General features: G+C 48.3%; 15 protein-coding genes. 7 read left to right on the forward strand and 8 right to left on the reverse strand.

The features are described from left to right. Positions 1–16: 16 nt before the first annotated feature. Positions 17–943, forward strand: a complete 927-nt coding sequence (locus ABH897_RS17550) for a YutD family protein (RefSeq protein WP_283653211.1) — start codon at positions 17–19, stop codon at positions 941–943. Positions 944–1087: 144 nt separating this feature from the next. Here ABH897_RS17550 and ABH897_RS17555 read toward each other — a convergent pair whose 3' ends face one another. Further along, positions 1088–1891, reverse strand: a complete 804-nt coding sequence (locus tag ABH897_RS17555; RefSeq protein WP_014277899.1) for an NAD kinase — start codon at positions 1889–1891, stop codon at positions 1088–1090. Positions 1892–1957: 66 nt separating this feature from the next. Next, complete coding sequence (gene ylbJ / locus ABH897_RS17560) at positions 1958–3292, reverse strand: sporulation integral membrane protein YlbJ (RefSeq protein ID WP_283653210.1); 1335 nt, start codon at positions 3290–3292, stop codon at positions 1958–1960. Between the two features lie 413 nt (positions 3293–3705). Here ylbJ and ABH897_RS17565 point away from each other — a divergent pair, with 413 nt between their 5' ends. Next, on the forward strand, positions 3706–4083 hold the full coding sequence (locus ABH897_RS17565) for a globin domain-containing protein (protein WP_044645421.1): 378 nt from the start codon (positions 3706–3708) through the stop codon (positions 4081–4083). Positions 4084–4125: 42 nt separating this feature from the next. Continuing rightward, positions 4126–4836, forward strand: coding sequence for a DUF2225 domain-containing protein (locus tag ABH897_RS17570; RefSeq protein WP_283653209.1), 711 nt, complete (start codon positions 4126–4128; stop codon positions 4834–4836). Positions 4837–4925: 89 nt separating this feature from the next. On the opposite strand, the gene ABH897_RS17575 is transcribed toward ABH897_RS17570, so the two are convergent. Together ABH897_RS17575 and ABH897_RS17580 are read right to left on the reverse strand one after the other, a co-directional pair. Beyond that, positions 4926–5162 carry a hypothetical protein gene (locus ABH897_RS17575; RefSeq protein WP_082067120.1) on the reverse strand — a complete coding sequence of 79 codons (237 nt, stop codon included), beginning with the start codon at positions 5160–5162 and terminating at the stop codon, positions 4926–4928. Beyond that, a complete protein-coding gene (locus ABH897_RS17580) occupies positions 5159–5329 on the reverse strand; it encodes a YycC family protein (RefSeq protein WP_283653208.1) in 171 nt (56 codons plus the stop codon). Before ABH897_RS17580 ends, ABH897_RS17575 begins: the two co-directional genes overlap by 4 nt. A gap of 96 nt (positions 5330–5425) precedes the next feature. Between ABH897_RS17580 and ABH897_RS17585 the strand changes: the two genes are divergently transcribed. Together ABH897_RS17585 and ABH897_RS17590 are read left to right on the forward strand one after the other, a co-directional pair. Then, positions 5426–7213 carry a M3 family oligoendopeptidase gene (locus tag ABH897_RS17585; RefSeq protein WP_404592509.1) on the forward strand — a complete coding sequence of 596 codons (1788 nt, stop codon included), beginning with the start codon at positions 5426–5428 and terminating at the stop codon, positions 7211–7213. Positions 7214–7473: 260 nt separating this feature from the next. Further along, entirely contained in the window at positions 7474–7875 is a 402-nt protein-coding gene (locus tag ABH897_RS17590; protein WP_283653206.1) for an O-methyltransferase, read from the forward strand. Positions 7876–7999: 124 nt separating this feature from the next. On the opposite strand, the gene ABH897_RS17595 is transcribed toward ABH897_RS17590, so the two are convergent. Together ABH897_RS17595 and ABH897_RS17600 are read right to left on the reverse strand one after the other, a co-directional pair. Continuing rightward, the gene (locus ABH897_RS17595) at positions 8000–8239 is read right to left on the reverse strand and encodes an alpha/beta-type small acid-soluble spore protein (RefSeq protein ID WP_044645425.1); all 240 of its coding nucleotides are present in this window, start codon (positions 8237–8239) and stop codon (positions 8000–8002) included. Between the two features lie 90 nt (positions 8240–8329). Further along, positions 8330–9295 (reverse strand): aldose 1-epimerase, encoded by a 966-nt coding sequence (locus tag ABH897_RS17600; protein WP_404519526.1) that lies wholly within the window; start codon positions 9293–9295, stop codon positions 8330–8332. Positions 9296–9753: 458 nt separating this feature from the next. On the opposite strand from ABH897_RS17600, the gene trpS reads away from it, so the two are divergent. Beyond that, complete coding sequence (trpS, locus tag ABH897_RS17605) at positions 9754–10743, forward strand: tryptophan--tRNA ligase (protein WP_283653204.1); 990 nt, start codon at positions 9754–9756, stop codon at positions 10741–10743. Positions 10744–10789: 46 nt separating this feature from the next. Here the strand turns inward: trpS and ABH897_RS17610 are convergent, their stop codons facing one another. Then, positions 10790–10957: a hypothetical protein gene (locus ABH897_RS17610; RefSeq protein WP_014277888.1), complete on the reverse strand. Its 168-nt coding sequence runs from the start codon at positions 10955–10957 to the stop codon at positions 10790–10792. Positions 10958–11077: 120 nt separating this feature from the next. Here ABH897_RS17610 and ABH897_RS17615 point away from each other — a divergent pair, with 120 nt between their 5' ends. Beyond that, positions 11078–11299, forward strand: coding sequence for an alpha/beta-type small acid-soluble spore protein (locus tag ABH897_RS17615; protein WP_025686385.1), 222 nt, complete (start codon positions 11078–11080; stop codon positions 11297–11299). Between the two features lie 263 nt (positions 11300–11562). Here ABH897_RS17615 and ABH897_RS17620 read toward each other — a convergent pair whose 3' ends face one another. Next, on the reverse strand, positions 11563–12546 hold the full coding sequence (locus ABH897_RS17620) for a metal-dependent hydrolase (protein ID WP_283653203.1): 984 nt from the start codon (positions 12544–12546) through the stop codon (positions 11563–11565). Positions 12547–12693 lie beyond the last annotated feature (147 nt).

Below are 12693 nucleotides of genomic sequence, written 5' to 3' on the forward strand. Positions count from 1 at the left end.
AGGCGGTCAGATTAGCTTGTTTCATATCGGTGGTAAAAACTATGAAGTGTTGCAGGATCACAAGAACGGGTGGAATCCCGAAGCTTTTCGTGATCGGTATAGTGAAGTGCTGGAGCGCTATGATTATATTATTGGTGACTGGGGTTACAATCAGCTACGTCTAAAGGGTTTTTACCGTGACGGGCATCCCAAGGCCAACAAAGATACATCCATAGCAGTACTGGACGATTACATTAATGAATATTGTAATTTCGGTTGTGCTTATTTTGTGCTGCTTAAGAGCCGCGAAGTGCTCAGCAAGAATGAAAACAATGATGAATCCGTTTCCCCGGATCATCAACAGTTGGCAGAACCTCAAGCGGAACCAATGGAAACGGTTGGAGCCGGAGAGCCGCAAGAAGTGCTGCAACGCGCAGACGGAGAAGAACGGGAATGGCCGGAGCCAAGTCGCGAGTCCAGGGAAACCGAGGAGCTGCGAGTGGAGCAGCCGCGTGAAGCTCAGGAAATTCGGGACTCACGGGAGTTGCAACAACGGGAACCAAGGGAAGTCCAGGAACCGCGTGAGCGACAGCCACGAGAATTCCGTGAAAGTCGTCCGTCCAGAGAAGGACGTGAAGGGAATCGACAGCGTGAGCCACGAGAAGCACGTGATTCGCGTCAGCCGAGAGAACCACGTGAGGCGAAGGATGGACGAATTTCCGGTGAAGGGCAGCAAGCCCGGGAACCACGGAAACAGCGTAATCAGCAAGGGAATTTCGAGAAAAAGGAATCCCGTGGCCCACGCTATGAGCGTCAACCGAAGGAAAACCGGGAGGGACGGCAAGTCCGCGTCTCACGTGATTCTGGAGGCCAGCGTCAGGCGCAGCCTGCTGCCAAAGCCGAAAGAGCTGAGGGAAGCAAAAAGAATAAAACATTCACAGCTCCACAACAAAACGGTTCCTGAATTTCAGGAGCCGTTTTTGTTTACTGGTAAAAAGATCAACTATGGATTGAGTTGGTCCTATCATACAAGCAAAAAGAGCCAAGGTTGGCTCTTTTTGCTTGTACTAGTACTTTTAAGTTCTATGTGTATTCGAAAGCAGCTTGCCTAATTAAGAAAGGCAATGCGTACCCGATCCCAAAATGGAAAGGGACGATAACGAGCGAAGCTGACTTTGTGACTGGAGACCTGACAACGAACAGAAATCAAATCATCCACAGGGAAGTTCAGATGATCTACCGTCAACAGAAGACGCTGATCTTTTCTCGAAAAAATATCACAATGATGGTGCTTGGGTAGCAACAATGGCGATCCAAGTGTCCGATACACCCGGTTGTTAATGGAAGCGATCTCGGTTAATTGCAACGCTTCAATGGTGGGGTGAACCATAGCTCCGCCGAGTGCTTTGTTATAGGCAGTCGTACCTGAAGGGGTAGAAACGCATATTCCGTCTCCGCGGAACATTTCGAAAGTGACATCGTTAATATCCACTTGTGCAACGACAGTGCCATCGACCCCTTTTAACGTAAATTCATTCAACGCAATAAAAGAAGCATTTCCCGACTTCTTGTGAATCTCCAGCTCGATCAATGGATACTTGACGATTCTCGGTTTAAGGGGTCCCTCTGATCCGCTTTGGCTCATCAGGTGGATTAGCTCCTCCAGCTCGTCCGCACGCCAATCGGCATAAAAGCCCAGATGACCGGTATGTACACCAACAAAGGCTATATCCGAAAGTCGGTCGATGAAGGTATGAAACGCATGCAGCATAGTACCGTCGCCTCCAATAGACACGACGATTTCCGGCGATTCGGCATCCAGCTTGAAATTCTTTTCTTGGGCAAGACGGTGAAACTGCTGACTCAAGTCCATGGAGTGCTGATCCCCGCGATCCAGAACATAATATCTCAAGATGAAAAGCTCCTTTGTCATGGGTATATACCGATCATAATCAATTATGAGCAAGAACACAATCGTTCATTGCCTGGACGCTCCCCTCAGACGTGCGAATAAGCGGCTTGTGCCTGCACTCAACCAAGAGAGACAGAGCATGGCTATCAGCAGGCAGGTAAGGAATAGCAGGCTTTGCCACAGCACAGTGGATGAGAAGCCGGGAGACCAGGTGATAACGTATATCGGAGAAAAGACCGGCGAGCTTCCCTCACCCATGAGCGGACGCCATAGCACGAGAGCCAGCAGAGCAGAGATGATGCCGTGCGCAGCCCGAGCCAGCAAAAACGGCAGGTACCGGAGATTCGTCGTATTCAAAATACTCGCGACCTGTGCATGAACCGATAGTCCGCCCCAGGAGAGCACAAAGGCTGCTGCGGCTACCTTGAACGGCAAAGCCGCTCCTGTGGCTTCACCAGCGGCTTGTGACCCTAAAGTGACTTCGAAAATACCACCTACAATGGAATCTGTTAACGTAGGAGGAAGGCCGCAGGCGGACAACAAGCTTGCTGTAAGCAGACGAAGCCCGCTCATTAAACCGGAGTTCGTCAAAGCTTCCAGAATGACGCAGAAGAATACAACCAGTCCTCCTACGACAATAATAAGACGGAGGGAGGAAGCAATGGCTTGACGGAGCAGCTCCCCAAACGGACGGCCATCTTCCAAGCGTGCTGTATGCATAGCAAATAACGCTTGGCGCAGTCGTCCGCGTCGTTGCGCAGAAGACGCATCTAATTTGGCATTTGGAGCGACAGCGAGGGATGTTGGTGTTGGCTGCCCGGTGTGGCCAGCTGCGGTTACAGCAGACGGGGGACGGTTGCCGTGAGTATCATCGTCCCCCGAGCGGGAACCGTGAAAGCGCATGAGCAGGCCGATGATCAGCACGCCACCATAATGGGCAGCGCCCAGCACGACTGCAATTTCAGGCTGATGGAAGAAGCCGACGGAAACGGCACCGATCAGGAATATCGGATCAGAGGAAGTTGTAAAGGCGACCAGCCGTTCTCCTTCGATACGGGTGATCCATTTTTGCTCCCACAGCTTGGCCGTTAATTTGGCTCCAATCGGGTAGCCGGATGCACAACTGACAGCGGCAACAAAGCCTCCGCAACCGGGTACACGGAACAAAGGCTGCATAAGCGGGTCCAGCAGTGTACCTATAAAATGAACGATGCCAAAACCGAGCAGCAGCTCGGAAATAACGAAAAACGGGAACAAAGACGGAAACAGCACGTCCCACCAAATGGCTAGACCACGAAGTCCGGCATTCAGAGAAGATTGCGGGTGCGCCGCCATAAGTATAAATAGGAATAGCAGCATAAGAATGAGCAAAGGGAGTGAGTAACGGCGGTACAGCGGCATAGAGGCCCCTCCTTTGGAGTTCTACTACTATTTCTATGGACGAGGATGGACAAAGAGTACCAAAAAGTCAAGAAAGCGTTTGCGCGAAATGCTGTATTTTTGTAAAGATTATGTTAAAATTAAAAAACAACGATCCATAACCTTAAGGATGGAGTGATCAGGATGAGTATCGTTGCCGGTTTGCTCGTATGTGCTTTTGTGTATGTTATTCGTGCCTCTCTCGTCCATCCCGGTGAAGAGGATTGGCGGAGTTATTAGCTGTGTTTGTAGAATGGCGGACCTGTTTGTAAGTCGTGCAAGCCTGTCTGTATATGTGAAATGATAAGATGACGCTTATTCTTAGCGTCATTTTTTGTTTTTTGTTATAATACGGGTGTATATTTATTACCATAGCACAGAAAGTTGGGGAAAAAGTGAATCCTAGCCTGAGCATTTATGACAATCTTGGGGGTGCGGAAGGCGTTCGTGCTATTATTGAGGCCTTCTACCCGAGAGTTTATAAAGATCCGTTGTTAAGTCCGCTGTTTCCTGAAGACATAGAGTCGGTCAAGGAAAGACAGTATATGTTCCTGAGCCAGTTTTTTGGCGGACCATCCCTGTTTTCAGATGCCTATGGTCACCCGATGTTACGTGCCAGACATATGAAGTTTCCCGTAACGGAGGAGCGAGCAGAGGCGTGGTTGTCCTGCATGGCGGGTGCGTTAACGGATACAGGCATTGAGGAGCCGCTTCGTTCATTTATACTTAACCGATTGTCCGGTCCTGCGCATCATTTTGTAAATACCCCGTAAACTTGCGGGGATTGCCGAATTTTGGAGAGGGTTGTAAAAACATTGGAACTTGAACCGTTATATCAGATTAAAATCTCTTGTCCGCTTTGTGAAGAAGAATTTCAGACATCTCGTGTCAGACCGAGCCTAAAGAAGGCAATTCGTACGGATTCAGACTTCTGCGCGTATTACAAGAATGAAAATCCCGATTTTTATGTCGTACGGGTTTGTCCTCATTGCGGATTTACCTCGACAGAGCATTCTACCGTTCAGTTAAGCGATCAACAGAACAAGCTGTTTAAGGACAAAATTGGTAATCGCTGGCAATCCCGTGAGTATAGCGGACATCGCAACTGGGAAGAGGCGCTGGAAACGTACAAGCTGGGTTTACTGTGTGCGCAGGTCATCGGGGAAAAGGAACGGGTGATAGCCAGCCTGCTACAGCATATCGCGTGGATGTACCGATACCAGGGGAACGAGGAGCAGGAGCTTCGGTTTCTAAAGTTTAGTCTGGACTCCTATATTCGAGTCTATGAGCTGGAAGGTGTCGGGGCGAATAATGCCAAGCTTCTCTATCTGATTGGAGAATTGCATCGACGTACAGGCAACTTTAACGAAGCGGTTCGCTGGTTTTCACGTGTCATTAATGACAAGAAAATTATGGATGCGGCTATGATCCGGGCTTCCCGTGAACAATGGGCTGTATTGAGAGAACAAATGCTGGCTAAAGATATTCAACTGCCGGAGGAAATGCAGGACGCAAGCTCCTCCTGATAAAAAAGGTGTGCACTATGGCCGGTTCAGGCTCATGGTTCACACCTTGTTTATAAAAAAGGTTACCTTTCTCAATACTGTCTCATGAATTAATGATGGCGCAGGGTGGTATCTGACAGCAGATAATCGTTGTCACAATCCACCAAAGTAATCCTGCTGTGGCAGCATGGAAACACAAGCAGCTTTTTCATACCTTCATGTATGAGCTTAAGCTCTTTGGGCTTTAGGGGTAGCAGGACGTTCTCATGGTCGCAAAACGGACAATATTGTACATAAACGTCTCCCATGACAATGTCATAAGGCCAGGTTTTGTGAAAAGGAATCATGATTTGTCCGATTCACCGCCGTTCGGGTTAGCGGTTTCTTCTTTGGCCAGTTCGGCCAGCTTTTGCATCAGAATATGCTGGGGTGTATGCATGAGATGTTCCAGCGGAATGCCGAGCTTTTCGGATAATTTCACAGCCGTTTCCGGCGAAATTTGTAAAGGTCTCATCCTGTATTCCTCCCAATTGTAGTGATTTTACCATCACGATGTAGCTTTATTGTATATGAAACCACATGATTCGCCAAAAAGAAAGGTGGAACTGCTATGAAAACACCATTGAAGCAAACATGGGATTTGGAATCCATATTTAGTGGGGGGTCTTCCTCTCCCTCATTTAAAGCATTTTTGGAGGAACTGGAGAGCAAGGTTCAACAATTGCAGTCCCAGCTTAAATCAGCCAAGGTACCGCAAACGGTATTGGATACCGAGCGTCTGGATAGTGTGCTGAGCGCTATGCAAGAGCTGTTTAACGGAGCATCGCAAGCAGGTTCCTTTGTTTCCTGTCTGACTGCTCAGAACCAACATGACAAGCAGGCTGTTGAACTGGGCGCACGCATAAATACGCTGTATGCACAGGGGAAAAGTGCTTTGGTTTCATTCCAGAACTTGCTTGCACAAACGAGTGAAGACATTTGGCAGAAGTGGATGGAACGGGAAGCGATTAAGCCGATCTCTTTTGTCCTGAATGAATACCGGAACGAGGCTCGTGAGAAAATGGCACCTGAGCTGGAAAGTCTGGCATTGGATTTGGCTGTGGACGGCTACCACGGTTGGGGTGATTTTTATGACACGATTGTCAAAAATATGACGATCCCTGTTCCAGAGAATGGAGAAATCGTAAATCTGTCCGTAGGGCAGGCTGCCAACAAGCTGGATGAACCGGATCGTAGTGTGCGTCAAGAAGTGTTCACACGTTGGGAAGAAGCATGGACCAAGGTTGAGGACTATTGTGCGGATACGCTTAATCATCTGGCAGGCTTCCGCCTCAAGCTGTATGAAAACCGGGGCTGGACGGACGTGCTCAAGGAGCCGCTGGAGATCAGCCGCATGTCGGCACAGACGCTGGATACAATGTGGCAGGTCATTAATGAAACGAAGCCTGTGCTGGTTAAATATCTGGAGCGGAAGGCGAAGCTGCTGGGCCTGGAGAAACTGTCGTGGCATGACGTTGAGGCCCCACTGGGAACGACTACTACTAAAATCCCATACGACGATGCAGCCGTAACGATTGTTGAGCAATTCGGTAAATTCAGTCCAAGAATGGCTGGTTTTGCTCAAATGGCTTTTGAGAAAAGCTGGATTGAAGCAGAAGATCGTCCGGGCAAACGTCCTGGTGGATTCTGTACTTCCCTTCGTCTTAGTAAAGAGACCCGTATTTTCATGACCTACGCCGGATCGCCTTCCAACGTTTCGACACTGGCCCATGAGCTTGGACACGGTTATCATCAGCATGTGATGAATGAATTGCATCCATTGAATCAAAATTATGCGATGAACGTAGCCGAGACGGCTTCGACGTTGGCAGAACTGATTGTATCGGATGCTTTGCTGGAGGCTGCCGAGGGTCAGGAGAAGGTAGCATTGCTGGAGGATAAAATTCAGCGCGGCGTAGCCTTTTTCATGAATATCCATGCCCGCTTCCTGTTTGAAACCCGTTTTTACGAGCTGCGGAAAAAAGGGGTCGTAGGAGCGCAACAATTGGGAGAATTAATGGAGCAAGCACAGCGTGAAGCGTTCAGCGGCGTTTTGGATGAGGCTCACCCTCATTTTTGGGCATCCAAGCTGCATTTCTATATTACGAACACTCCATTCTACAACTTCCCATATACGTTTGGATACATGTTCAGTGCCGGGATTTACGCCTTTGCGAAGAAAAATTCAGATGGCTTTGCTGATCAATATGATGCCTTGCTGCGTGATACGGGTCGCATGACGGTGGAAGAATTGGCCTCCAAGCATCTGGGGACCGATTTAACACAGGCTGACTTCTGGCGTAATGCCGCGCAAGTCACAGTTCAGGATATTGAGCAATTTTTGCAAATGACGGAATAACGGATATACACTCCAATCAGGTCTCCCGCAAGGGGGGCCTTTTTTGCAATTCCTGCAGAAGATGAGGGATAAAGTCGTAATATGTCGAATTAGAGTTGGTATTACCTGTTGGCGAAATTTAAATTGATGGATATACTTAGAAATTAGTTATAAATGCCCATTTATGTTGTTTATGATTGTAACGTTAAAAAGCTTCGCATATAATTGAGTCATAAGACCTATTAATGGTTTTGAAACAGGTATATAGGGGGATTTTTGTAATGAGTGAAGTAGGTCAATTGTCGTTAGTAAGGCAGATGGATATCGTTTTTAAAGAGCTGGATGATGAACTGGCGGGTTTATCGTCAGGAACTGTATTTGTTCAAATACGTAACAACGTGGTTGGAAAATTTGGTATCCGTCATAATCCGATTGCAGGTAAAGGTGGTACATTTGGAGCGGTGGAACCTGGGCTGTCTGTAGATCATCGGGCGGACTTCCGTCGTATGGCGCTGGATACACTAAATCACAAGCGTAGTTGGACTCATGGTGAAATTGCTTTTGATTTTGCCGTCAGACAGGGAACCATTCTGGTGGATGCTACGCTGGAATCGAATTATAACATGGCGAATCTCATGATCCGTTATAACAAGCCTACATACCGAGCGGCTAATTCGGAATAATCATCCATATTAAAGAGTAAAGAAAGGGCGGCCTTCCTGGGGAAGACCGCCTTTGTTATATGCCCGCCTTATCGCATTTTGGTTAAAAGCGATAAACGGAATGCTTCATGTGGAATAATGACGCTTATTGACCTGAACGACCTGATAATTGCTGTTCGGCCAGCTGTACCAAGCGTTTAGTGATATAACCTCCCAGAGAACCAGCCTCACGGGATGGCATGTCACCATAATAACCGTCTGCCGGAATGGTGATGCCGAGTTCTTGTGCTGCTTCATATTTCAATTGTTGCAGTGCGTTGGTGGCCTGAGGTACGACCAGGTTGTTACTGCGGCGTCCTCTGCCTTGATTAGCTCCATTAGCCATGTGTAGTCACCTCCTTCGGCTGTGATGAGGTTATTATGCGACAGAGTTATGAAAATATGCGCCGAAGGAAGGAAAATGAATAGAGGGAAATTACGGATATATCATATGAATCTGAGTTTTCAGGTTAATGGATTGCTGAGGCTCCAGACGAATCAGCCCGCCTGCCCCCACAGGATCGTGTAAATTGGGTGCATCAGACAGCCAGGTATAAGGCTCGATGCAAAGATACTGATCGCATTCACCCTTGGTATACAACACCCAATACTTAAAGTATTGTTCATCTGCTGTGTAGCGAATCTGATAACCGTCATCACGGGTCAACAGGGCCTCAGCAGGCCCTTCCGATGCTCGCAGCAGCGTATCCAGATTCGTTCCTTTCAGGGAAAGTCCCGTAGAGAGCGGCTCCAAGTCATTCAAAGGGGTAATTGTTCCTGTTGGGAGCTGTTCAGCGTCCTGCTCATATATGCCATTCACAGGCAGCTTCAGGCGCCAGCGCTCAGGCTCTCCGTCCACCATAAACCAGGTGTGGTATCCCAAGCCGAATGGGGCTGCTTTGTCACCCAGATTCGTTACACGCAGCGTTTGACTCAATACAGGTCCCTGCAAGCGATAAGTCATCTCCAGCCGTAGGGGAATAGGAAACTGCTCCATCCAGTGCGGATCACTTTCCGTCAACAGCTCAGTGGTCACGCTGCAACCTTCCTCATCTTCTTCAATATCACTGCAACGCCAGGATTGATTACGATGCAGCCCGTGTATATGATTGTCGTTGGCCGTATTCCGATCAAACTGATAGGGAACACCGTCAAACTCGAATTGTCCTTTGCGGATTCGGCCGGGAGGGATCAGAATCGGCAAGCCAAAATGATACGGCTTTTGCAAATAAAAGGCCAGTTCTTCCTCGCCAGGACGCCGTACGATATCCCGATCCAGCTTCAGATCACGCACCGAGATAATATTATTCCCGAGACGGGGGATCATCGTAACTTCCAGCTCAGGGCTATGTAAAACATACGTGTCGTAACCATTCCAATGTTCTTTGGTCACTTGTTTCATATCCATGCTCCTTTGTCCACTATAATCGGTTGAAGCTTCGTGTCATTATGATAACAGATTTTTGCTCGCAGGGTACAATCGTCATTTGACAATTACAGGATGCGGAATTATCATAAATGTAGTTTACGATGTAATGACATGGATAACGCGATGATGAGGACAAGTAAGCCTTCGCATACGCTCTTCAGAAAGCCGGTGGTAGATGCGAACCGGTGAGCCTGCACTGCTGAATGGACCTTGGAGTGCCGTACAGAACAGGAAGCATTCTTCCTCAGTATGACGGCCGATTGCTCCCCGTTAACGGAGCTATAAGATTGCAAGCAGCCACGGGGCATGACTCCGACAAGTAACAGGCTGAAGGCAATGAATAAGGGTGGTACCACGGTCTCGCGTCCCTTGAGGATGCGGGGCCTTTTTGCGTTCAATTGTTTCAATAAATTTCAGGAGGAATGATGAATATGAAAACTGTTCTTTCAGGCATTCAGCCCAGCGGGCAGCTTACTTTGGGCAATTATATCGGTGCAATGAAAAACTTTGTCAAGTTGCAAGAGGATCATCGCTGTTACTTTATGGTCGTAGACCTTCATGCCATTACGGTGCCGCAGGAACCGGCTCAATTGCGTGAACAGTCGGAGGCCGTGGCGGCATTATTTATTGCAGCAGGTATTAACCCCGAGCAATCCAACGTCTTTTTACAGTCCCATGTACCTCAGCATGCGGAGCTGGGATGGTTGATGACAACCCTGACCCATATGGGCGAGCTGGAACGTATGACCCAGTTCAAGGACAAATCGGCGGGTAAGGACTCGGTAGGTGCGGGATTGTTCGTATACCCAGCACTAATGGCAGCTGATATTTTGCTTTACAATGCGGATTTGGTTCCGGTAGGTGAAGATCAAAAGCAGCATCTGGAGCTGACACGCGATTTGGCAGGTCGTTTCAATCACCGCTACGGAGATTATTTCACTGTTCCCGACCCGTATATCCCTGAGGTGGGCGCACGAATTATGTCATTGGATGATGCCTCTAAAAAAATGAGCAAAAGCAATCCGAATGCTGGCAGCTATATCGCTCTGCTGGATGAACCGAAAGTCATTCGCAAGAAAATCAGTCGCGCTACCACTGATTCCGGCAGTGAGGTTAAATATGACCCGGCAAGCAAACCTGAGATCAGCAATCTGATGGGAATTTACAGCCAGTGTACGGGCCTGTCGCTTCAGGAAGTACAGAATCGCTATGAAGGTCAAATGTACGGTACGTTCAAAAAAGAGCTGGCAGAGGCGGTTGTAGCCACCCTGGAGCCTATTCAACAGCGTTATCGTGACATCCGGGAATCCGGTGAGATTGGACGCATTTTGGCCCAATCCGCAGAGCGGGCGCAAGAAGCGGCTGAAATCACGCTGGCTGCGGTCAAAGAACGTATGGGGTTTCTGCCCCGCAAGCGCTAAGAACGCAGGCCAACGCAATCAGGCGTTTGACAGGAATGTGAATGTCTCAGGAGCGACGTTGTTTGGCCTTGATAACAAAGCCCCAGCCGATGTTGCCAACAGAGAGAAGGCCCAGTAAAATGGCAAGCCAAGCGGAATAACTGATGGATATGGCGGCTGCCGTCAGCAGGACAATGGATGAAACGGCGAACCACAGTGATAGACCTTTGCTCATGGAAAAAACCTCCAGCGTTCGAATGTTGAATTTTAGGAATAAGCAGGTGTAAGCGAGCCATAATAATCTTGCAAGCTTGCAATGAACCTCACTCACAAAGAACTGAAAGGAGATTCAAATATGAGCAGACGTCGTTCAAACAACCTGCAAGTACCGCAGGCCAACGCCGCTTTACAACAATTAAAATATGAGGCCGCTCAAGAACTCGGCATCACAATCCCTCAGGATGGTTACTACGGTAACGTCGTTTCCCGCGAAACAGGCTCTCTCGGGGGATACATCACTAAAAAGCTGGTCCAACAAGCAGAGCAATCCTTGTCGGGCAGTGGCCGTATGCAGTAATACACATAAACACTCCATCTTGGAAGCTGTATTATGAGCAACTGTGATGAAGAAAATCCGGAGCAATCATGCTCCGGATTTTTTGCAAGCATGGCTTATGACCATTGTGAATCACACAAGTCCGCTTCGTCAAGAGGGCGCTTTCATGCAGCTCTTTATGGAGGGATGGTTTTTTCGGTGAACGGCAAAAGAACAGCAAGCTCCAGGGTCAGGGGAGACTTGCTGTTCTTTTGTCATTCGCGTTGCTTGCTGATATGCTTTTTTTAATTCGTATGCAGGGAGAGGCGTTTCTGCATCTTTTCATGGCTGAGCCAGCCGATGTAGCTGTTGATCAGTCCAAACTGCTTATCCATGGCGACGACGGCCACGAAGGGATATTGCCTCCGATGCCGATACCGAACATCCGCCCAGCGTACAATGTAGCCCCATTCCAGCTCTTCCACCTCCGCAACAGCAAAGGAAGAAAAATAGCGAAATGCCTGCACGTCACGGTAGGATTTGGATGCTTCTACGGCCGGATGTGTGGACGGAACCGCATGTTTTGTCCAAAAAAGATGCTTTCCGTTCAGTCCACCAATGTCATAACTTCCATTCTGATGAGCTTTTACCACATGCCACCGGTTCCATGAAACCGTGGGAATGATATAATAGATATCGTCCGGCTGACGCTCGGTGTCCATGTCACCTACCGCATTTCTGGTACGGAAATGACTCCAGGTGCGCCAAATATAGTACAGGCCTGTAATGATGTACAACGTAATAAATAAGGGAGCTGGTGAAACCAGTCCAGTGACCCACAGTAGAATAGCAGCAACATGGGTGCCGAATATAAAGGGATCAAAGATGTGAATAATATTCCATGATATCCATTTGGGCGTAAACGGTCGAAATGCCTGTGTCCCGTACGTATTGAACAAATCTACAAACACGTGCAGGCAGACAGCAATCGTGACCCACAAGGCGACATGTTCGATAGGTACATCCCTGAAAATAAGGCCAATTAATCCCGTTATGGACAAGATCCATATCAGCCAGAAGGGGATGGAGTGCGACAGTCCACGATGATTGCGGATGTAGGCTGCATTGTTTTTTAATCGAAGCAAGGTGTCAAAGTCTGGTGCCTGTGACCCTACGACCGTGGCGAGCAGTATGACTCCCGCCAGCTTAGGATCTGCGGCGACGGCAGGATCGGTGTAGGCCAGCCCGGCCAACCCGATCCCCATGACAAAGTGTGTGGCTGTATCCATATCTGTCGCTCCTTTTTGTATTGTATCCTGTACTTATTACTACCCCAATTTACTGTAAACGATCAGCAAGCTCGATTCGTTATCGAAATTGTGAACGTTTTGTGCGTTTTCTGTCAAACTTTTTACGGAAACTATATGATAAAATTT

It is taken from the genome of Paenibacillus sp. RC73, from assembly GCF_044908085.1.
GTDB classification, from domain to species: domain Bacteria; phylum Bacillota; class Bacilli; order Paenibacillales; family Paenibacillaceae; genus Paenibacillus; species Paenibacillus terrae_A.